Below are 22,414 nucleotides of genomic sequence, written 5' to 3'. Positions count from 1 at the left end.
GCGGTTATATGATTGCTCAAAATAATTCTAATCAACAACAAGTTTTAGTTGTTTCTTCGTTTGATGAACTTGTATATACAGCTTTTTCTGGGAAAAATAATGCGATAAATTGGCAACGAAATTTGGAAGGTGATTTTGAGGAAATTGTGAATCAATTGATTTTAAAAGATGATATTACTGTTGTTTCTATTGATGATTTGAATGATTTAGATTTATCTAAAGAAGGAATTAAAGCGAGAAATATTTTGATTAATGATTTACAACAATTAACTGTTTTTGGCGCTTCGCCAACTTTAAACTTACTAAAATGCTACGAACGTGATACTGAATTTGATTTTATTTCAACAGATGTTTATTCATTTCATGTTGATCGTTCACCAATTCCTACGGATACTTTTTTGTGTACTTACTATGGCGCTTCCAGTGATATTGTTGCGAATGAAGATGTTGAACAAAAAATTTTGATTCCTGAAATTAGAGAAAATTTATTCAAATTATATGATGGACATATTGATGGATTTGAAGATTTTCTGAAAGAATATTTCTTTGATTTGCATTATCAAATTCGTCCAGGTGTAGAACCAATTAATTTAGGATTAGGAAATCTTTGGCGATTGGCAGTTGATCATCCAGAACAAAAAGTTTTGCCTTGCGTACATCGCGCACCGAAAGAAAATAAAGATGAATATCGATTATTGTTAATCTGTTAGTGTTTGAATTGATTTAACTAATATTTTGTAATTTTGAAATGTAATAAATGAAGTTAAAAAATGGATTTACAAGATCAATTAAAAAATCTTTTTCCCGATCATATACCTGAGCTAGAAGAAGTATCAAATGAAGAACAACATGAGTTATGGATTCAGAAAGAACCTCTAATTTGTAAGTTTGAGAAACGAAAAGGGAAAGTAAATACAATTATAGAAGGTTACGAAGGAGAAACAGAAGATTTCAAACTTTTAGCAAAAGAAATTAAGCAATTTTTGGGTGTTGGAGGGAGTTTTAAAGACGAACAAATCATCATTCAAGGAGATTATCGCGACAAGATTATGGCTTTCCTGAAAGATAAAGGATTTAAAGTGAAAAGAGTAGGAGGTTAACATTTTCTTTGCAATTTTTACTGATAAAAATCGTATATTGTTCTCTTATTTTTAATTTTAAATCATGAGTAAAGCAGCATCAGAATTAGTTTTAAATGCAGACGGAAGTGTTTACCATTGTAATATAAGACCAGAGCATTTAGCAGATACTATTATAACTGTTGGTGATCCGAATCGTGTCGAAAAAGTTTCAAGACATTTTGATACAATCGAGCACACAGCAAGCAAAAGAGAAATTGTAACGCATACAGGAACGTTGAATGGTAAACGTTTAACAGTTATTTCGACTGGTATGGGTACGGATAATATTGATATCGTTTTATCTGAGTTAGACGCTTTGGCTAACATCGATTTAGAAACTGGTGAGATCAAAAAAGATTTCAGAAAATTATCATTTGTTCGTATGGGAACTTCTGGAGCTTTACAGGCAGATATTCCTGTAGATAGTTTCGTTATTGGTTCTCACGGTTTAGGTTTAGATGGACTTTTACATTATTATGTTGGGAGCGAAGCGGTGATGAATAAAGAGGTAGAAGATGCTTTTATCAAACATGTAGATTGGTCGTCGAATAAAGCTCGTCCATATTTAGTAAAAGGATCTGATTTATTGTTAGATAAATTGGCTTCTGAAAAAACGATTCAAGGAGTAACGGCTACAGCTTGTGGTTTTTATGGACCTCAAGGGCGTTATTTGAGATTGCAACCAAATCCAGCTGATATTAATGAGCGTTTAACAACTTTTAATTACGAAGGTTTAAGAATCTCTAATTTCGAGATGGAAACTTCTGCAATCTATGGATTATCAGCGATGATGGGACACGAAGCGTTATCAATAAATGCAATTGTTGCGAATAGAATTTTAGGTGAATTTAGTGCCGATTCTTACAAAGCAGTTGATGCAATGATTGAATATTCGCTGGAAAAGTTAACGAAATAATTTCAGATTTATACAAAACAAAAGCTCGAGAATTTTCTCGAGCTTTTTTGATATTATATGATCTAGAATTTTAATTTTAATTCAAATTCATTAATTCTTTTGCTTGATTGATTGCTGCATCTGTTAATTCTGAACCAGAAATCATTTGAGCAATTTCTTCTAAACGTTGTTGTTGAGAAAGTTCTATCACATTTGTTTGTGTCGTTTCGTCAACAACTTCTTTGTAAACTTTTAGCTGATAATTTCCTTTTGAAGCAACTTGTGGCAAATGCGTAATTACTAAAAGTTGCATATTTTCAGCCATTGTTTGCATTACTTTTCCTGTTTCATTCGCAACTTTTCCAGAAATTCCTGTATCAATTTCATCTAAAATCAACGTTGGTAAATGTTGATGAGTTGCCAATAATTTTTTAATCGCTAACATCAATCGAGACCGTTCTCCACCAGAAACAGATTTCTCAAAAATACGAGGTTCCATTCCTTTATTTGCTGAGAATAGAAACAAAACTTCATCTTTTCCAGTTGCTGTAAAATCTGTTGTTTCGTTTAATTGAATGGTTAATTGAGAATTTTCCATTCCCAATTGTGACAACGTATTCAAGATATTTTTTCGGATAATTTCGATAGAAGAAATTCTATTTTTTCTAATTTTAATTACTTGTTTTTCAAGTTTTTCTGAAATTGAATTCAATTCTTTATTTAAGTGAATAATTAAATCACTCAAATTATCAAAACCAGAAGTTTGACTTTCTAATTCGTCACGTTTTGCAATTAATTCTTCAACAGAAATCACATTATGTTTACGCAATAATTTATGAATCAAATCGTAACGATCTGTAATTTCTTGTAATCTTTCAGGATTAATTTCAGTCGAATCTATCAAACTACTCATTTCACCAGAAATATCTTGCAATTCTATTTTAGAAGAAATTAATCGTTCGTAAATAGAATTGTATTGCGAATTATAATCCGAAATTTTATTCAATTTATTGCTTGCTTCATTCAATTGAGAAATGATTCCCATCTCTGGATGTTCCAAAAATTGGTAAGTTTCATTCAAAGTCGAAATAATTTCTTCTACGTTTGACAAAGATTTTATTTCGATTTCCAATTCCTCTAATTCTTCATTTTTTAGCGAAGCATTGTTCAATTCTTCCCACAAATGCAATTTATACTCTAAATCTTGTGATTGATTTTCTAATGAATTTTGAGCGTCTTTTATCTTTTTCTTTGTTGAAATATAATGGTTAAAATCCTTCTTATATTCTTTCAACAAGTCTTTATTTTCTCCATAAATATCCAACATCGAAAGTTGAAAATCAGCTTCAAAAATTTTAGGTGTATTAAATTGAGAATGAATATCAATCAATAATTCTGATAATTCTTGTAAAATAGAGACTTTAACAGGCGTATCATTGATAAAAGCACGCGATTTCCCAGAAGGTAATAATTCTCTTCTCAAAATAGATTCGTCTTCATAATCTAAATCATTCTCTTCGAAAAAATCATTTAATTCAAGATTTTTAATCTCAAAAACAGCTTCGATAATACATTTTTCATCAACATTTTTCAAGGCTTTTAAATCGGCACGTTCGCCTAAAACTAATTTTAAAGCACCTAACAAAATCGATTTTCCAGCACCAGTTTCACCGGTAATTGTGGTCATACCTTGATGAAAATCAATCTCCAATTGATCGATAATGGCGAAATTATTAACGCGAAGAGTTTTTAACATTTACTTTTTCAATTTATTCCAATAATTGTCGTTGTATTTTGGCGCGATTGAATTTAAAATTCCTTTCAGTTTCTCGATATTCACCGTCGAAACCTGTCCGCCTGAAAATACTTGACTAATTTCGCTATTTTTTGCTGTTAAGAAAAGTTCTAAAGGATAAAATTGAGAATAATTTCCTCTTTGGTAAAATTCTAACTGCAATAGAGTATTTCCAATAGCATTTTTACCACGAACTTCGTTCTCAGACATAATGTCTAAGCCGTTTCTATGATATTGATAGATGATATTTCGAAGTGTTGAATTATCCGATTTTAAAATATTGTTAATTAAGGCTGTACGCGATTTTATTCCATCTAATTCGCTCCAACCAGAGAAATTATTGTTCGCTTGACCGAAATCTGCAATTTTCTTCGCCATTTTGAAATACTCTGTTCCGCCTTCTTTCGCAAATGTATCTGTATCATATCCCAAAACTAAATAAATGTAATACGTCAATACATCTGTCAAATTTTTTCCACTGAATTTTCGATCATTGAAAATTAACTCTTCAGATTCTTGGTATTGAAACGTAAAATTATCGTCAGATAAATTAAGAACAGGCGTATAGTACGTTGAGTTAAAAACAGGACGACGAGATTGTACTAAAATCGTACCTTTCATTCTGTTTCCCTCTCGTTCAATTATATTAATGACGAAACTAGCTTCAATTCTTTCGTATGTTTTTAAACGATCATTTGTCCATTTTGTTGAATTAATAAACGTTTTTAATGATCTTTCTAAAGTTTGATAAACCTGTGTATTAGATCCTTGAACTTGAGAATAATCGACTTTTACATCTGCAATAATATTTTGTGAGAAAGCCGAAATAGCTAAACACGACGAAAAGAAAATTGAGGCTAATTTCTTCATAATAAATTTTATAACTTATTTAAAATGACATTCAAAATATCTTTTGCGACATCTGTTTTTGATTTAGCATCAAATTGTTGCATTGATAAATCTTTGTCAATAATTGTAATTTTGTTTGTATTCTTCTGAAAACCAGCTTCTTTATCTTGCATCGAATTAAGAACAATAAAATCAAGACTCTTTTTGGCTAATTTTTTCTTTGCATATTCTTCTTCGTTATTCGTTTCTAATGCAAAACCAACCAATAATTGATGTGTTTTGATTTCGCCTAACGATTTTAGAATATCAGGATTTTTCACCAATTCGATAATTAAATTATCATCGTTTTCTTTCTTAATTTTTTGCTCAGCCATTTCTTTTGGACGATAATCTGCAACAGCCGCCGACATTACCACAACATCAGCATCAGCAAAATTAGCGTGCATCGCTTCGTACATATCACGAGCAGAAACAACATTTATTCGATCTATAGGAAAACCTGCAACAGATTCGTGACTTGGACCACTAACCAAGGTAACTTTTGCACCCAAATTAGCAGCAGCTTTCGCAATTTCGAATCCCATTTTTCCCGAAGAATAATTACCTATAAAACGAACAGGATCTAAGTTTTCGTATGTAGGACCAGCAGAAACTACTACTTTTTTTCCGTGAAGTGGGAGAGTAGCTTCGATTGTACTTTCCAGAAACGCAATAATGTTTTCAGGTTCAGCCATTCTGCCTTCTCCAACCAATCCACTTGCTAATTCACCAGCTTCAGCAGGAATACAAATATTTCCGAAAGATTCTAATTTAACAATATTTTCTAAAGTTGATGGATGTTTGTACATATCCAAATCCATTGCTGGAGCAAAATATACAGGACATTTAGCTGAAAGATAAGTTGCTAAAACCAAATTATCACATGTTCCATCTGCCATGTGTGACAACGTATTTGCTGTGCAAGGTGCAATAATCATATAATCTGCCCAAAGTGCATATTCTACATGATTATTCCAATCACCTTTATCACCAAAAAATTCCCATTCGACTGGATGTTTGGAAAGTGTGGAAAGTGTAAGTGGAGTAACGAAATTTTGAGCTTCTGGTGTCATAATAACTTTGACATCAGCTCCTTTTTTGATAAGCGCTCTAACAAGAAAAGCGGCTTTGTAGGCCGCTATTCCGGCAGCAACTGCCAAAAGAATTTTTTTACTATGTAAAACAGACATTATTTATCCTCATTTGGATTTCTGTAATATATGTCATTGTCTAACCATTCCTTAATCGCAATAGAAGTCGGTTTAGGTAATCTTTCGTAGAATTTTGAAACTTCTATTTGCTCTCTGTTTTCAAAAACTTCTTCTAAAGAATCTGTATGTGCAGCAAACTCATCCAATTTCTGAATTAATTCAGTTTTCATTTCTTGGTTGATTTGTTCTGCTCTTTTACCCATAATTACAATCGATTCGTATAAGTTTCCTGTTTTCTCATCGATTTTATTACGATCATAAGTTTGTGTTGTTGGTGCTGCACCGATATCCTTGAAATTCATAATGAAAGAATTTTATATATTTTACTATTATTTATTATTTTGCTCTTTGCTTAATTCAGCTTGATCAGCTTCAAATTTCTTTTTAGCTAATTCTATATCAGCTAATTGTTTTTTAGTATCCACCATATCTTTGTCGATTTTCTCCATCAATTTATCAGCTTCTGCTTTAAATTTTGTTTGTGGATAATATCTTGTTAACAATAGATATTGCGTTCTGGCATCTTGTAAACGTAAATCTTTGTTCTCGATACGAGAGAAATTTAACGCCAATTCTGTTTTAGAACGTAATGAATACATCATTGCTTCTTCACGAAATTTAGAATCTGGATATTCATCAACCATATTGTCAAAAGAAACTCCAGCAGCCTTATATTTCATTGTTTTGTAATAAACTTTAGAAATTTCGAAAGACTTTAATTCTAATTTTTGTCTAAGTTCTGTAATATAATTATTCGCTTCTGCAACGTGTGCTGATTCTGGATACGAATTGATAAATCCTTGTAACTCACTGATTGCTGTGTACGTACTTGTTTGATCCAAGTCATATTTTGGCGAATCTTTGTAATAAGAAAATGCCGATTTGAATAAAGCTTCTTCTGCACGGCTATCCATAGGATAAGCTCCTGCAAAGCTTTTGAATTGATGTCCTGCTAAACGGAAACTTTTTTCGTTAAAGTTACCTTGTGCCATATTATAGGCAATGTCCGCAGATTTTTCTGTTCCTACAAATGATGTAGAAATTTTTTCATACAATTCGTTTGCCAAATCATATTTACCATCTTGATACAATTGTGTAGCCAATGTAAAGATTTCGTCTTTATCCGTACTTTTCATCGCTTTGTTATAGGTCTTGTTACAAGACACTAAAGAAGCGCCAATTAAAACTACTAAGCTTAGTTTTTTAAACATTCTGCAAATTTAATAAAATTTGAGGACTAAAGTATAAAATATTTTTTTCTTATCCTCTTAATAAAATCTCAAAGTTTTGATTTATTCCGCTGTTGTGTCTGTACTTAATGTAACTATATCACGATCAAATAGATATAAACCTCCTTTGTCAGATCCAATCATTTCTAGCTTATCTAAGATATTTCTTGCTAATTTTTCTTCTTCAATTTGCTCAGAAACATACCATTGCAAGAAATTGTGAGTTGAATAATCTCTTTCTTCTAATGTTAAGCCTACAATTTCGTTAATTGATTCAGAAACAAAGCATTCGTGGTTTAAAATTGCAGTAAAAACTTCTTTCAATGTTGTGAAATCTTGTTTTGGTTCTTCAATTTGTGGAACAAACGCTTTTCCGCCTCTTTCGTTAATAAATTTAATTAATTTTAACATATGCATACGTTCTTCGTCTGCATGCGAGTACAAGAAATTTGCAGTTCCTTCTAAACCTTTCACTTCAGCCCAAGAAGCCATAGCTAAATATAATTGAGAAGAATCTCCTTCTAATTTGATTTGTTTGTTTAATGCGTCTAATATTGTATCTTTTATCATAGCTTTATTTTTTTAGATGTTTGATAATAATTGGTTAATTTTTGTTGTCAAATTAGCTGATGCTGGAACTAAAGGTAATCTTGTAAATGGTTTACAAACTCCTTTTTTATCTAAAACAGCTTTTATTCCGCAAGGATTTCCTTCCTCGAAGATAGCACGTGTAATTTCTACAACTTTGTAATGACCTTCGTAAGCAGCAACAACTTCTTTGTTGATTGCTTTACGAATCATATCTGTAAAAACAGTTGGAACACCTTGTCCGATAACAGAAATAACACCAGAACCTCCAGCTAAAGTCATTGGTACAGCGAATTCATCATCACCAGAAATAATATTGAAATCTTCGCGTGTATTTTTACGAATAATATCTGTTGATTGTAAGAAATCTGGTGAAGCTTCTTTAATTGCAACAATATTTTTGAATTCATTTGCTAAACGAATTGTTGTATCTGCTGAGATATTAGAACCCGTTCTACCAGGAACATTATACAAAATAATGTTGGCATCTGTACTTTCTGCAATCGCTTTATAATGTTGGTAAATTCCTTCTTGATTAGGTTTATTATAATATGGAGAAACCGTAAGAACTGCGATATAATCACTCAAATCTGTTTCTTTATATTCATTAATAACTTCTGCCGTATTGTTACCTCCAATACCCAAAACCATCGGAACACGATTAGCATTCGCTTTCTTTATTGTTTCGATTACCTGTTTCTTTTCATCCTTTGTAAGTGTTGCTGCTTCTGCAGTAGTTCCTAAAATAACTAAATATTCAACACCGCCATCGATACTATAGTTTACTAAATTTTCTAATGCAGCATAATCTACGGTACCATCTTGTTGAAAAGGCGTAACCAAAGCAACTCCTGTCCCAATTAATTGTTTCATCTTCTATAAATGTTATTAAATCTAATACTAAGTTAAAATTCGGAATTATATCTTGAATAATCAAATAATAGTGTTAATCTATAATTGGTCTTAGATAAAATCCAAAATTATTCAAAAATAACGATTAATTCAGAGGAATAAAATTAATTTGTGTATAGATTATATGATTTTACTTATAAAAAAAGCCACTCAAGTGAGTGGCTTACTATATTTTTAACGTTTGATTAGTTAAATGTGTATTTAAATCCTAAAGAAAAACGACCAGCTTCGAAGTTAGAATCGTTTGTTAAATTCCACCAAGGTTTCCAATCAAAATGTAAAGCCAAAGGAGCAGAAGGGATTTTGTATTCTAAACCAGCTTGCGGACGAATTGCAAAATAAGTTTTGTCCTCAAATTTACCTCCATCTACAAAAGATAATTGAGGTCCTACACCTACATACCATCCTAATCCATTTGCACCAGAAAACGGTTGATTATACGTATAATCTGCACCTAAAACAGTAATGTTATCTCCAAACATAACTTGTAAGTTACCCGCATTTTTTCCATCAAAAGAGTGTTTGAATTGTGGACCTACTAATGTTTCACCGTCTCCTAAATCTACAACAACACCTAAAGCATTTTTATAGTTTTGAGCATTTACTTGAGAAATTCCTAATGCCATTACAGCTACTAATAATACTTTTTTCATTTTTATTAAATTTTCAGTTTTTAACTTTGTTATGCCAAGAATTTTACAAAAAGCGTGCAAATGTTATCTTAATGTTAAGTTTTAACATAAGTATTGTTGTTTGGTTTCGGATACAATCCTTTATATCAGTAATATAATCGATTAATTTAAAATCATTCTAAAGTTTAAACTTTTACATCATTCTCTTAAAAAAGTTAATTTTGTAGAAACAAAACAATAATGATTAAAACTGTAATTTTCGATATGGACGGCGTAATCGTCGATACAGAACCAGTACATAAATATGCTTATTTCGAACATTATATAGAACTGAATATTCCGGTTACTGAAGAATTATTTGCCACATTTACAGGACAATCTACAAAAAATGTTTATCAAATCTTAAAAGATAAATTCAATTTGAAAGATGAAGTGAACGATTTAGTTCTTAGAAAACGTACTATTTTTAATGAAGCTTTTGATACAAAACCAGATTTGTATTTGATTGATGGTGTTGAGAGGTTGATTAGAGATTTATACAATAATGGAATTGAATTGATTTTGGCTTCATCGGCTTCAAAATCGACAATCGATCGTGTTTTTAATCGTTTTGAGTTGAATCAATATTTTACGCATAAAGTTTCTGGCGAAAACTTTCCGAAATCAAAACCAGATCCAGCCATTTTTCTGCATGCCGCTGATTTAGCAAAGTCCGAACATAGCGAATGTATTGTTATCGAAGATAGTAAAAATGGAGTAGAAGCGGCTTTACGAGCAAGTTTGTATTGTTTGGGTTACAAAAGTGTAAATTCGAAACAACAAGATATTTCAAAAGCAAATTGTATTGTTGATGATTTTAATGCGATTGATGCGAATTTTATCAAAGAATTAAATTAACAATTTAAGATTAATCAATAATTCTAAATTGTTTCATTAAGAAAATGGCATTCATCATTTTGGTTGTGCCTTTTCTTAATTTATAATCCGAATAATAATTGTTGTCCACGTTTTTTAATTCGAAACAATAATTAATAATATGATCCGGATTTTCACTTTCCATTTTCGTTAATTCCAAATCATGTGTCGCAATAAAACCAATCAATTTTGTGGGAGATTTGATTAATTTTTCTAAAAATTTCTGCGAACCAATTAATTTATCTTCCGAATTTGTTCCTTTTAAAATTTCATCTAAAATGATGATTTGTGGTTGATTATTTTCTAAACGTTCAATTAATATTTTCAATTTATTGATTTCATTTTTGAAATAAGAATCGCCAGAAGACAGATTATCAACCGTTCTGATGCTTGTAAATAAATCCATTGGGTAAAATGACATTTTTTCTGCACTCACTTTTGAGCCATTCATTGCCAAAACCAAATTAGTTCCAACTGTTCTCAAAAAAGTACTTTTCCCGGCCATATTTGCACCTGTAATAATCGCAATATTGTTTGGACGATTGGTTTCAAAATCATTTTTTACAACTGTTTTTTCATCTAATAAAGGATGAAAACCATTCGTAATTTTTAACGCAAAAGGCTCGTCTACAATTTCTGGAAAAGTAAACGATTTGTATTTATCATTAAACAAAGCAAACGATACAAAAGCCTCTAATTTCGCCAATTCATCTAACCAAGATTTGATTTGATGAACCGTTTTTTGAACTTCATTTTCAAATTTTATCGAATAATGTAATCGCCATAAGAAAAACGTATTCAACACAAAGCCTACAATCGGGAAATTTGCAGCATCTAAAGTTTCTTTTGTTGACGAAATTGTCTTGATTAAATCCGATGATTTGAAAGGATGTACAAACTTATTTTTAATTTCAGTGTTTAGTTTTGATTCAAAATTTTCATTTTCAATATGTCGAAAAACTTCATATAAATTATCCAATTCATCTGCTTTCATCGTTGTATAAGCTGCTATTCGTCGAAGTTGTTGTTTATAAAACATGGAAATTGCATTCGAAATAATAACTGCTCCCAAAATCCAGTAAAAAACAATTTCTTTCGGAAAACCAATAATTGCTAAAGCGATAAAGCACAAAATATTCAAAACAGAAATGATGATAGGAAATAATTTTATTGAATCAGTATTAAATACCCGATTTTCGAACACAAAAATTGAAGATTGATTCATGTTTAATCGCTTTGTAAACGTCAAAAATGTCACAATCCAATTTCTTTTTTCAGCCAATTCTTCAAAAGCATTTTGTCTATCAATAATTTCAGATTTGTTTAAAATCAAATTCGATAAAAAATGTTTGAGCTGTAAATTACCAATACGAGTTTGCGTTTTATTGATTCGATTGAAGATCGAATTTCCTTCCAGAATATCTAAATCTTTGTTGTAAACATTATTGAACTGAGAATTATCTTCAACAAATTGATCGATAGAATTATCAGTTTTTATTTGATTAATAATTTCTAATGCTTGGATGGAATAATTAAGTTGCGAAGAAATTTTAGAAGTTTTAACTACTAAAATGATAAAAACAATAAATAAAATAGAAGAAATAATCAAATATAAATTGTTGCTCGACGTAACATAAAGCAAGAAAAATACAACTGAAATAATAAATGCAATAAGCCTGATATTGCTAATTCTATTCTTTTTCGATTTCAATAAATCAAAATCATTTTGTAGTTTTTCTTCAATTTTTATATAGTCTTCCATTTTTAATTTTATTTCTGATTAAAGGTAGTGGTATAAACAATAAAAGAGCGAAATTTCGCTCTTTTATTATTTTTTAACTTCTTGAAATTGTTTTTCTGTAATTATTCCTTTTTCAACCATTTTAGAAAGCCAATCAATAATTTCCTGCTTTTCTTTAGATTTTAATTGTGAAAGATTAATTGTTGAATAATTTCCAATATCATTTTCTATTCCATATTTCTCAGTTATAGCATCCAAATAATCTATATAAGCTTTTTCAAAGTGATATTTTTCTGCCATTATTTTTGAATAAACCATTAAAGAATCTGTTCTACCTTCAAAATTTGAATCTTTTAAATGATAAAATAATTCTGAATAAGCTTCTTCATCACCAAGTTTCTTCACTTTTGTAGTAATCGAATCGTAATTATCAGAAATTGAATTCATTGTTGTTACATTCTCGTGAATTATAGGTGTAACAATATTGTTTTCTTTTTTACAAGAAAACAATAAAAATATAATAATAAATGAAAATATGTTTTTCATTTTTAATGATTACAACACTTTTATTTCGAATACTTTTTCATCATTCAAATAACCTTCTAAGGTATCTTTTGAATTGATTTTAGAAACTCCAGCTGGCGTTCCTGTAAAAATTAAATCGCCTTTTTTCAAGGTAAAATATTTGGAACATTCCGCAATCAACGTATTGATATGAAAAATCATATCTTTTGAATTTCCTGTTTGTACGTTTTCTCCATTTCGATCTAATTTGAACGCTAAATTCTCTAAATCAAAATTTTCTTTTGGATAGAAATCCGAAGCAAATGCAGAACCATCAAAAGCTTTCGCAATTTCCCAAGGAAAACGTTTTTCTTTCAATTCTTGTTGTACATCTCTCGCAGTGAAATCAATTCCTAAACCGATTTCAGAGAAATAACGATCTGCAAATTGAGGTTGAATCATTTTTCCAACTCGATCAATTTTAATCACAATTTCCGTTTCGAAATGAACTTCTTTTGTGAAACTTGGAATTACAAAAGGAAAACCTTTTCGCAAAATTGCAGAATCAGGTTTCATGAAAAACATGGGAGATTCTGGAATTGGATTATTTAATTCTTTTGCATGTTCGACGTAATTTCGTCCGACACAAATAATTTTCATCGCTTAAAAACCGTTTTGTAATTTGATTCGAGTAAAAACTTTCTTTGTATATAAAGGGAAATCAGCATTCTGAATCCACGAATAATAACCTGGATCTTTCGCAAAAATATCCGTCACAACTTGTCCTTTATATTTACCAAACGAAATAATTTCTTGGTCTTTATCATTGTACTGAATAAATCCAGCTAAATCAGCCGTTTTACGCTGAGATGAAAATTCGCTCAAAAATTTATTGTCATTTTCAAGTTCGTCATATTTCTCGATTTGCGCCATCAAAACTTCGTAAGTCGCAATTGTGTCAGCTTCCGCAGAATGTGCATCAATCAAATCTTTATCACAATAATACTTATAAGCAGCGCTCAAATTACGAGGTTCCATTTTATGATAAATCACTTGCACATCAATTGGACGATGTTTTGATAAATCAAAATCAAAACCATTACGCAATAATTCTTCTGCCAAAAGCGGAATATCAAAGCGATTTGAATTGTATCCAGCCAAATCAGAATCTTTGATCATTTCCATAATCGCGGGCGCAAGTTCTTTGAAAGATGGCGCATCGGCAACATCTTCGTCAGAAATTCCGTGGATTAAAGTTGTTTCTGGTGGAATTGGAATTCCAGGATTAACTTTCCAAGTTTTTACTTCTTTTGAACCATCTGTCAAAGCTTTCACGATAGAGATTTCGACAATACGGTCTTTTGAAACATTAGTTCCTGTTGTTTCTAAATCAAAGAAACAGATATTTTTAGTTAATTTCATTTTGTAATTTCTTTTCTGAAAATGATTGAGATGATGATGTACAATAAGATGATTAGCGGAATTGCTGCAACTTGCAACCAAGCCACTAAACCTAATGTAATGATTAAGAAAATGTATTTATAATAATTTTCTGCCCAACTCAATCCTTTAAATTTTAAGGCAAATAATGGTAAATCGACAATTAATAAAACACTAAATACAATAGAAACGACAATTAATAAATACGGATCAACAGAAGGATTTATAATTTGTCCATTATTGTAATAGATAGAAAATAATGAGAAAATAAATAAGGTATTCGACGGCGTTGCTAAACCTTTGAAATACGTTGCTTGATCTTCATCTAAATTAAATTTTGCTAAACGTAACGCCGAAAAAGCTGGAACTAAAAAAGCAAATAAAGAAATTGCAGCAATTTTTAAATTCTCATTTTCATAAATAAAATCGGTTGAAAAATGATTAAACATCGAAAATAACATCAATCCTGGCACAACTCCAAACGAAATACAATCTGCCAAAGAATCCAATTCTTTTCCAATCGGGCTACCAATATTCATTAATCGTGCAACCATTCCGTCCAAAAAATCGGCAACCAACGAAATCAACATCAAAACCATCACGATTGTAACTGTGGTAGTTGTGATTTGAGCATTACTCGAAATCATGAAAATGGCTGATAATACACCACACGAAAGATTAAGTAGTGTTAGAAAATTTGGAATTGTAAATAATTTCATAAATGAATTTTTCATCACAAAAGTACAAACAAAAATTAATCTGAATCCTTTTTAAACACAATAAAACCACTATTTTTGAGTTTTTATATTCGTAATTCATCAATTTTGAAAAAGACATTCCTTATATTATCTGTTCTGGCAAGTCAATTTGCTTTTTCTCAAACCACACGCAAATATTCGAACGAGTTTTTGAATATTGGTGCAGATGCGCGCTCGTTTGCAATGGGTAATGCGGTTGTGGCGAATATTGGAAATGCAAATGCGGCTTATTGGAATCCTGCTGGATTAACAGAAATTACCTACGATTGGGAAGCTGCGGCGATGCATGCTGAATATTTTCAGTCAATTGCGAAATTTGATTATGCAGCGGTTGCAATTCCGTTGAGAGAAAGTAATTCTACGATTGCATTTTCGTTTACTCGTTTTGGTGTTGATGATATTCTGAATACGACAGAATTAATTGATAATCAAGGAAATATTAATTACGATAAAATCTCAAAATTTTCTACAGCAGATTACGCTTTGACGATGTCTTATGCAGGAAATGTATTTAATAATAAAGATATTCAGTTTGGTGCAAATGCTAAAATTGTTTATCGACATATAGGGAAATTTGCGCAAGGATTTGGTTTCGGGATTGATCTTGGTTTGCAATATCGTACTGATAATAAAATGTATTTTGGTTTGATGGCGCGTGATATTACGACAACTTTCAATGCGTGGAGTATCAACAAAGAAAAAGTAAAAGAAATTACAGTTGATGAGCCAAGTAATGGAGGTGAGCCAACAATTTTGAATGATTTGCCAGGAGAAAATATCGAATTAACAATGCCGAAACTGCAATTTGGAGTTGGAAAACGTTTTGATTTTAATGAACGAGTTTCGTTGTTGGGAGAAGTTGATATGAATATCGAATTTCAACAAACTAATGCCGCAATTTCTGGAAAAGGATTTTCTATTTCGCCACAAGTTGGTCTTGAATTAGGTTATGATGACATGGTTTTTGTACGTGGAGGATTGAATAATTTACAGAAAATTTCGCAATTTGATGGAAAAGATAAAACTCAAATTCAGCCAAATGTTGGGGTAGGTTTCAAATACAAAGGAATTTCGATTGATTATGCTTTGACTAACTTTGGAGACAGCGGTTTGGGATTATATTCTAACATTTTTTCTGTTCGTTTCGAGATGGATAAGTGGAGATAAATTTATATAATTTGATTTTTTAATAAACAAAAAAGACTGCAATTTGCAGTCTTTTTTCATGTCATTTATTTTTTATAATCTTGATTTTATTGTACTATTTGCTTCATCAATTTGTCTTGATTTTTTCAGTTTTTGATTTCCAAATTTGTATGATAAACTAACTGAAAATTCTCTGTTGTATTGGTTTTGCCAAACATTATTGAAACTTCCATTTTCTTGTTTACCATTTATTGTTGTGACATTTGTATTCAATAAATCATAAGCTTCGAACATCAAAGTCCAATTATTCCATATTTTTTTGATATTTACATCAAAACTATGTTGTTTTCCAAGTTTCCCTAGTTCGATTTCTAAAGGTGATAGATACCAATAATTAACACCTAAAAACCAATCTTTTTTCGAAGAAAGTCGTATTGTATTATCTAATTTAAAATAAATATTCGATGCTTGACGATCAACAACATAAGTCGAAAGTTTTTCTTCAAAACCAGGTTTTTGAATATAGGTAGGATCACTATCGACAATCCCTCTATATGCTTGATACATATAAATAAACATATAATTCGCAGACCAAATTCCGTTATAAAAACTCTTATTCATTCCAACCGAAAGGTTTAATGATTTTTTGTTTCCATAATTCATTCTAATGTAACGCAAAAACTCTGTTGTTTCACCTGTTTCAAGATTTTTTACTGTTCCTTGCAAAGGCAATTGACTTGTCGCATCGTCAATATATTCAAATTCTGCATTGAAAAAATAAGCGCTTTTATACAAATAATTTAACTCTTGTTTATAAAATTTAGAACTCATCATAAATGGATTGTTCTGAATATAATTTGTCTGAGTAAGGTAAACTCTTGATGGATTTAACTCCCAAAAAGCAGGTCTACGAACGCGACTCGAAAAAGAATAACTCACATTATGATCTTGATGAATCGCATAATTTAGAGATAAATAAGGTAAAATATTGTTGTAATCATTTTTAAATGAATTATTCTTCTCAAGAATATCACCAATCGTTTTTGTAATTTCTAATCGTGTTCCAATTTTCCCTGATAACTTTTCAGAAACTTGTTTTTCAAAAGTTAAATACAATCCAGCAATGTTTTCTTTGTATAAAAAATGATTACTCAAAATTTCATCTTTGATAAAATTATCGTTCACAAAACTCTCTTGTTTAGTATCATTATCCGTTTTTGTGAATGTATAACTTCCTCCAAATAACCATGTATTTTCTTTGTTAGTTTTTAGGGTATAATCTGCATTTGCACTAAAATTATTGATAATTTGAGGTACATTTTGTCTGAAGATTTCAACATTTTCATTATCTACAGGGATTGTTGTATTTGTACTTCTCATCTCTCGTTTATAATTAAGAAAAGAAGCATTTGTAACTAATTTACTTCCCAAACTATCCGTTCTTATTTCGTGATTTAAGTTGAACGAATGATTTCTTGTTTGAGCATTTTCGAGATTAATTGTTTGATTTTTAAATTCATGATTATAAAAATTATCTAACTTAAATTTTGAATCAAAACTCTTATTGTATCTAAAATTATAGGTTAAACCAATATTCTGATTTTTAGCTAATTCATAATCAAATCCTACATTTCCGCCAACATTCTTATTTGGATCATCTACAATTCCTCTCGATTCATTGATAAAATGAGCATTTCCATTCGATAAAATATTTTTCTCTCGAGATTTGTTATTTCCAATATAAATCCCAGAATTAATTGCCAATTTATCTTTTCTATAGTTTAAACCAGCATTCAATCTTTGACTATTAAAATAAGCCTGTTGATCTACAATTCTCACATTTCCATTCAAACCGTTTGTTGTCGTCGTTTTCATCACAATATTAATGACTCCAGTATTTGCTTCAACAGAAAATTCACTTCCAGGCGTTGTAATGACTTCAATTTTCTGAATATTTTCTGATGGTGTATTTTTCAACATTTCTATCACAGCTTCATTATCCATATTAGATTTTCGTCCGTTGATGTAAATAATAACGTCAGATTTATTCAGAATTTTAAGATTTTTCCCATCTGTAGAAGAAACTAAAGGCGTTTGTTTAAGCAGATTAAACGCGTCATTTCCTTTTGCAACAGGAGAATTTGAAACATCGAAAACAAATCGATCAGCTTTTTTCTGAAAAACTTTTTTAGCAATTACAACTTCTTTCAAATCAATATTTGGCATATTAATTTTGAATGATTTTGTTAATTCAGCATTAATTTCTATTTTTTCTTTATAAATCGTATCAAAATTTACCAAAATCGCAAAATCATACTTTCCAGCTTCAACTTGTTCAAAAACAAAATTTCCTTGTTCGTCTGTAACATTTGATAGTTCAGATTTTTCATTCAATAAAACAATTTCAGCTAAAGAAATAGGATTATTATCTTTTTCATTCAATACTTTACCTGAAAATTTTGTTTGCGCCATAACGGTGCAACTCAAGCATAATGCAGATATATAAAATAGATGTTTCATAGTGTTAATTTTATTATAGACGTTAATTCTTTTAAATAGTTACATGACAAAAACTATATTTTTATCAAAATTGTAATTTTATTCATCAAATAACTTTTACAAATCTATATAAAATATACTACTATGCAAAACAAAGTACTAAAATAAATTAAGATATTTAATAATCACTAATATTAATAATTATTGGAAGTCAAAATTTTTATAATTTTATAAATCAACAACCTAAATCTACTATTTTGAGTCAACCAGAACTTATAGAACAACATAGTTTTACGAAAAGTCTTATTTTTAAATTAAAATCTTCTGTTTTAATTGGTCTTCGTGGGCTGAAAAATATTCAAGATAATCCTACAAAATTTCAATTTGATTCAAAATTAATTGATCAACCGATTATTGCATTTTCTGAAAGTGAACTTTGGAATCCAAATGACACAAAAGAAAATTGGATTTTAACAGCTGGTAAAATTCAGAATCTTCGAATTGCTTCTCAAAAAATTAATGGTTTAGAAATTAAAGCCAACGAAACATTTAGCTTTTGGAAACATATTGGTAATCCAAATTATGGTCAAGGTTATGTGGTTGGTCGAGAAATAAAGGAAGGTTGCATTGTACCAACGATTGCTGGAGGTTTGTGCCAATTATCTAATGCGTTGTATGATGCGGCTTTGAACGCAAATTTCGAAATTATTGAGCGTCATAAACATACCAAAATCATACAAGGTTCGTTGGCGGAAAAGGATCGCGATGCGACTGTAAAATGGAATTATATTGATTTACGTTTTCGTTCGGCTTATGATTTTAGAATCGAAACTGAATTAACTTCTACTCATTTAATTGTTCGCTATAAAAGTCAAAATAAAGATTTAAAATTATCAGAAAATATTGATAGTAAATTGGCTTTCAATTTTTTAAATGATTGTTATTCGTGTGGAAACGATAGTTGTCATCAACATGAAGATCAATCACATAAAAATCAACATATTAAAACGACGACTTATATTTTGGATGAAAAATGGCCAGAATATGATGCATATATTTCGAAAAATATAAATGAGAATGATCGTTTTATATTTTCGATGAAAAAGAATTTTTTCGTCAAAACGAATCGCTATAATTGGAGTTTTTCTTCTCATAAAGATAGCAAGACAACTTTATTTTCTGGAATTTATAGAGCTTTGAAATTACGATTTTCCAAAAATAAAAATCCATTCGAACTATCATTACAACTAGATGAAAAAATAGCAAATTCTGCTTCAAAATTAATTCCAATCGAAAGTACTCATTTAGTTATTAGTCAAAATTTATTGCCCTTTATTTATAAAAAAGGAATGTTAGGAGGAAGAACTTTTGATGTTTTAATGACAAGATTACCTATTGAAACCTTGCACGAAAGATTGGATTATTCACATTTCATTTATCCAGAAAGTAAGACTTTGAAAGATTTTAGAGCAAATAAAAATTTAATTGATTTAGAAAATAATGCGTTAAACATAGCGCAAAGAATTATAAGTCCACATACAGATATTCAGAAAATGTTTCAACATAAAATTGTGAAACTTGATTGGAATATTGAACAAAATTTGAATCAAAAAACTGGGAATAAAATTCTTTTTCCTGCTTCTGCAGTTGGTAGAAAAGGAGCATATGAAATGCAAAAATTAGCGAAAGAACTCAATCTACAACTTGTAATTCTTGGGCGAAATCTCGAAATGAATAATTTTTGGCAAAATATACAAATTGAAAAATTTAGTGGAAATTATGATGAAATTGGCTTAATCATTTATCCAACAATTATCGAAAATCAACCACGTCAACCTATAAAAGCTGTTTCTTATGGAATTCCAATTATTACAACAACCGCTTGTGGTTTACAAGATAGTGAAAATGTAAAAGTTGTAAAATTAAATGATTATAATTCGTTGAAAAAAGAAGTCGAAAATTATCTTTCAATCGGTAAGTTTTCGTCAGCGCCCCATTCAGACCAAGAACCATCATAAACTTTTACCTCATCAAAACCGGCAATTGTTGAAGCTAAGGCTAGGATAGAAGCTGTAATTCCAGAACCGCATGAAAAAATATTTTCTTTAGATGAATCTGTAAATTTTTCGAAAATTGCTTTCAGTTCTTCTTTTGATTTATATGTTGTGTCAGTCAAAACATTTTCAAAAAATAAATTCTTAGAAGTTGGAATATGTCCGCTTCGTAAACCTTGTCTTGGCTCCGGAGAAGTGCCCTTGAAACGCCCTTCTGATCGAGCATCTATAATCATTTTCGAATCATCATTTATTGCATTTAACATAACTTGTGTGTCAGCAAACCAATTCGATTGAAAATCAGCAATAAAGTTACCTTTTACAGTAGGTTGAAAATAAGTAGAAGTTGTGTCAAAATTATTTTCTTGCCAAAGAGGCGATCCGCCATCTAAAACATATACTTCTTTGTGACCCATTGCTTTGAACATCCACCAAACTCTCGGACTCGAATAAACACCCCAACGATCATAACAAACAATGATAGAATCTTGATTAATGGCTAAATTTTGAGCTTCTTTTGTGAAAATTTCTTCATCAACAAGTGTATGAGGAAATTGCGAAGAATGATCAGAAAATTTCCCTTCCAAATCAAAGAAAAGAGAATTCGGAATTAATTTTAATTCTTGATCTTTTATTGATTGTCCAACTTTATCAATCGTGCAATCTAAAATAATTAAATTTTTAAGATGCAAATTATCTTGTAATTCTTGTGCTGATATGATTGGTGTATTGAAAGTCATTTCTAATTTATTTTTATAAAAGTAAAAAAACGCAACCATATTTGGCTACGTTTTCTTATTTATCTTACTTATTTTTTCTTTAACTGATAATTTTGTGCTAAAGCTCCAGTAATTTCATTTCCTTCTAAATCTAATTGGAATAAAATATTTTCTCCAACTTTATATCGTTTATATTCATCGTCTTTCGTTTTTAAAGAAATTGAATTACCATCATCAGTCCAAGTAATGTTACCTTGATTCTCAACCTTCAGATTTTTATCGATATATTCTTCTGTTAAGGTATATGTATTATCTTGATTTAAGGTTAATTCTGTTTTAATACCTTCACAATCAGCGCAAGGAATCACGCCTTCATAAGTTCCGTCCCAATCTAAAGCAGATTGAGAAGTTGAATCATCGATTTTTTGTGATGACTTATTTTCAGTAGCAGGAGTACTTTCAGTCTTTTTTTCGCAAGCTGTGAATAATATGCCAGTAAAAGCACATAATACAAATAATTTTTTCATAATATATTTATTTTAAGGTTATTATTTTAAGTTAAAGCCAACTTTTATCATTGGTCCAAACATATCCATATCATAAACAAAATTGGAATTATTACTTCCTTTTTCGTAGTCCATACTTATGATTTGATACCCCGCCATTGCGTAAAATAAATTAGAGAATTGATAACCAGCCAATCCTTCTAATTGCCAAGCTAATTTTGATCCAATTCCAAATCCTCCAATTTCTCCAGAAACATTATACAAAAACTTTTTGTTTGGTAAATTTCTTGTTCTTGCAACCAACATAGGATCTACCCACGTTTTAGAAATACTGCGATCTAGATGCATTGTTTGACCTGTTTTAGGATTGATCATATTTACATCAAATCCAGATTTAATATTTACAAGGTTCATACTAATTCCAGCTTCTAACCAAGGAGTTATTTTTCTCAATAAACCAACTTCAAAAGAGAATTGTTTTGCTGTTAATTTACCATCCAAAACTAAAGGATCTTTTTTAACATTTGCAGCTAAAGAAGCATAAATAATATCGGATGTAATTACCCAATCTTTGTTCTCAGCTTCGAAAGTTAACATTCCGGCAAATTTCAAATGCTCAAAAAAGTCTGACGGAGATTGACTTACATGTACATTCGGAAGTCGAGAAACACTCGCTTTTCCTTTCATATGAGGCAACATCATATTTGGCTCTACTTTGAAATGCCAAGAATTATCTGGTTGAATTGAGTCTTGAGCAAAAGTTTGAGTACTTGATGCTAATAGAATTAAAAATGTGCTTTTTTGAAAAAAGTTAAACATAATTTTTTAAGTTTCGTTTTATAAATTATTTCAAATAATAGA

23 protein-coding genes are annotated in these 22,414 nt (G+C 30.2%); 6 read left to right on the top strand and 17 right to left on the bottom strand.

Features of this window, described 5'->3' with window-relative positions:
• Positions 1–8: 8 nt before the first annotated feature.
• From FH779_RS09020 to FH779_RS09010, 3 genes are all read left to right on the top strand, one after another.
• On the top strand, positions 9–710 hold the full coding sequence (locus FH779_RS09020; RefSeq protein ID WP_180904408.1) for a DUF1826 domain-containing protein: 702 nt from the start codon (positions 9–11) through the stop codon (positions 708–710).
• Between the two features lie 60 nt (positions 711–770).
• Positions 771–1,100 carry a translation initiation factor gene (locus FH779_RS09015; RefSeq protein ID WP_180904407.1) on the top strand — a complete coding sequence of 110 codons (330 nt, stop codon included), beginning with the start codon at positions 771–773 and terminating at the stop codon, positions 1,098–1,100.
• 64 nt (positions 1,101–1,164) lie between these two features.
• Entirely contained in the window at positions 1,165–2,037 is an 873-nt protein-coding gene (locus tag FH779_RS09010; protein ID WP_180904406.1) for a nucleoside phosphorylase, read from the top strand.
• Positions 2,038–2,113: 76 nt separating this feature from the next.
• Here the strand turns inward: FH779_RS09010 and recN are convergent, their stop codons facing one another.
• The 8 genes from recN to FH779_RS08970 all read right to left on the bottom strand — a co-directional run bounded on the left by recN (position 2,114) and on the right by FH779_RS08970 (position 9,292).
• A complete protein-coding gene (recN, locus tag FH779_RS09005; protein WP_180904405.1) occupies positions 2,114–3,772 on the bottom strand; it encodes a DNA repair protein RecN in 1,659 nt (552 codons plus the stop codon).
• Positions 3,773–4,681: a type IX secretion system protein PorD gene (porD, locus tag FH779_RS09000; RefSeq protein WP_180904404.1), complete on the bottom strand. Its 909-nt coding sequence runs from the start codon at positions 4,679–4,681 to the stop codon at positions 3,773–3,775.
• A gap of 8 nt (positions 4,682–4,689) precedes the next feature.
• Complete coding sequence (gene coaBC, locus FH779_RS08995) at positions 4,690–5,889, bottom strand: bifunctional phosphopantothenoylcysteine decarboxylase/phosphopantothenate--cysteine ligase CoaBC (protein WP_180904403.1); 1,200 nt, start codon at positions 5,887–5,889, stop codon at positions 4,690–4,692.
• Positions 5,889–6,212: a DNA-directed RNA polymerase subunit omega gene (locus FH779_RS08990; RefSeq protein WP_180904402.1), complete on the bottom strand. Its 324-nt coding sequence runs from the start codon at positions 6,210–6,212 to the stop codon at positions 5,889–5,891. Before FH779_RS08990 ends, coaBC begins: the two co-directional genes overlap by 1 nt.
• 27 nt (positions 6,213–6,239) lie before the next feature.
• Positions 6,240–7,121 (bottom strand): outer membrane protein assembly factor BamD, encoded by an 882-nt coding sequence (locus FH779_RS08985; RefSeq protein ID WP_180904401.1) that lies wholly within the window; start codon positions 7,119–7,121, stop codon positions 6,240–6,242.
• A gap of 81 nt (positions 7,122–7,202) precedes the next feature.
• The gene (locus FH779_RS08980) at positions 7,203–7,709 is read right to left on the bottom strand and encodes a ferritin (protein ID WP_038334248.1); all 507 of its coding nucleotides are present in this window, start codon (positions 7,707–7,709) and stop codon (positions 7,203–7,205) included.
• A 12-nt stretch (positions 7,710–7,721) separates the two neighbouring features.
• Entirely contained in the window at positions 7,722–8,600 is an 879-nt protein-coding gene (dapA, locus tag FH779_RS08975) for a 4-hydroxy-tetrahydrodipicolinate synthase (RefSeq protein WP_180904400.1), read from the bottom strand.
• A gap of 224 nt (positions 8,601–8,824) precedes the next feature.
• Positions 8,825–9,292: a hypothetical protein gene (locus tag FH779_RS08970; protein ID WP_180904399.1), complete on the bottom strand. Its 468-nt coding sequence runs from the start codon at positions 9,290–9,292 to the stop codon at positions 8,825–8,827.
• A gap of 219 nt (positions 9,293–9,511) precedes the next feature.
• Between FH779_RS08970 and FH779_RS08965 the strand changes: the two genes are divergently transcribed.
• Positions 9,512–10,168, top strand: a complete 657-nt coding sequence (locus tag FH779_RS08965) for an HAD family hydrolase (protein WP_180904398.1) — start codon at positions 9,512–9,514, stop codon at positions 10,166–10,168.
• A 10-nt stretch (positions 10,169–10,178) separates the two neighbouring features.
• On the opposite strand, the gene FH779_RS08960 is transcribed toward FH779_RS08965, so the two are convergent.
• The 5 genes from FH779_RS08960 to FH779_RS08940 form a co-directional block, all read right to left on the bottom strand.
• Complete coding sequence (locus FH779_RS08960; protein ID WP_180904397.1) at positions 10,179–11,948, bottom strand: MutS-related protein; 1,770 nt, start codon at positions 11,946–11,948, stop codon at positions 10,179–10,181.
• Positions 11,949–12,014: 66 nt separating this feature from the next.
• The gene (locus tag FH779_RS08955; RefSeq protein WP_152606127.1) at positions 12,015–12,473 is read right to left on the bottom strand and encodes a hypothetical protein; all 459 of its coding nucleotides are present in this window, start codon (positions 12,471–12,473) and stop codon (positions 12,015–12,017) included.
• 9 nt (positions 12,474–12,482) lie between these two features.
• Positions 12,483–13,091 carry a fumarylacetoacetate hydrolase family protein gene (locus FH779_RS08950; protein ID WP_038334221.1) on the bottom strand — a complete coding sequence of 203 codons (609 nt, stop codon included), beginning with the start codon at positions 13,089–13,091 and terminating at the stop codon, positions 12,483–12,485.
• A 3-nt stretch (positions 13,092–13,094) separates the two neighbouring features.
• Positions 13,095–13,853: a 3'-5' exonuclease gene (locus FH779_RS08945; protein ID WP_180904396.1), complete on the bottom strand. Its 759-nt coding sequence runs from the start codon at positions 13,851–13,853 to the stop codon at positions 13,095–13,097.
• Positions 13,850–14,590, bottom strand: a complete 741-nt coding sequence (locus tag FH779_RS08940; RefSeq protein WP_221627906.1) for a CDP-alcohol phosphatidyltransferase family protein — start codon at positions 14,588–14,590, stop codon at positions 13,850–13,852. The genes FH779_RS08945 and FH779_RS08940 overlap by 4 nt, the downstream gene beginning before the upstream one ends.
• A gap of 105 nt (positions 14,591–14,695) precedes the next feature.
• Between FH779_RS08940 and FH779_RS08935 the strand changes: the two genes are divergently transcribed.
• A complete protein-coding gene (locus tag FH779_RS08935) occupies positions 14,696–15,796 on the top strand; it encodes a putative type IX sorting system protein PorV2 (RefSeq protein ID WP_038334464.1) in 1,101 nt (366 codons plus the stop codon).
• 72 nt (positions 15,797–15,868) lie between these two features.
• Here FH779_RS08935 and FH779_RS08930 read toward each other — a convergent pair whose 3' ends face one another.
• On the bottom strand, positions 15,869–18,295 hold the full coding sequence (locus FH779_RS08930) for an outer membrane beta-barrel family protein (RefSeq protein WP_244957938.1): 2,427 nt from the start codon (positions 18,293–18,295) through the stop codon (positions 15,869–15,871).
• Between the two features lie 236 nt (positions 18,296–18,531).
• Between FH779_RS08930 and FH779_RS08925 the strand changes: the two genes are divergently transcribed.
• The gene (locus FH779_RS08925) at positions 18,532–20,292 is read left to right on the top strand and encodes a VanW family protein (protein ID WP_180904395.1); all 1,761 of its coding nucleotides are present in this window, start codon (positions 18,532–18,534) and stop codon (positions 20,290–20,292) included.
• Here the strand turns inward: FH779_RS08925 and FH779_RS08920 are convergent.
• The 3 genes from FH779_RS08920 to FH779_RS08910 all read right to left on the bottom strand — a co-directional run bounded on the left by FH779_RS08920 (position 20,235) and on the right by FH779_RS08910 (position 22,372).
• Entirely contained in the window at positions 20,235–21,068 is an 834-nt protein-coding gene (locus FH779_RS08920; protein ID WP_244957937.1) for a sulfurtransferase, read from the bottom strand. The two genes, FH779_RS08925 and FH779_RS08920, sit on opposite strands and share 58 nt — an antisense overlap.
• A gap of 68 nt (positions 21,069–21,136) precedes the next feature.
• Positions 21,137–21,574: a copper resistance protein NlpE gene (locus FH779_RS08915; protein ID WP_180904393.1), complete on the bottom strand. Its 438-nt coding sequence runs from the start codon at positions 21,572–21,574 to the stop codon at positions 21,137–21,139.
• A gap of 21 nt (positions 21,575–21,595) precedes the next feature.
• Complete coding sequence (locus FH779_RS08910; protein WP_180904392.1) at positions 21,596–22,372, bottom strand: hypothetical protein; 777 nt, start codon at positions 22,370–22,372, stop codon at positions 21,596–21,598.
• Between the last annotated feature and the right edge of the window lie 42 nt (positions 22,373–22,414).

The organism is Empedobacter falsenii, assembly GCF_013488205.1.
Taxonomy (GTDB): domain Bacteria; phylum Bacteroidota; class Bacteroidia; order Flavobacteriales; family Weeksellaceae; genus Empedobacter; species Empedobacter falsenii_C.
This window is presented reverse-complemented; position numbering and strand designations above follow the sequence as displayed.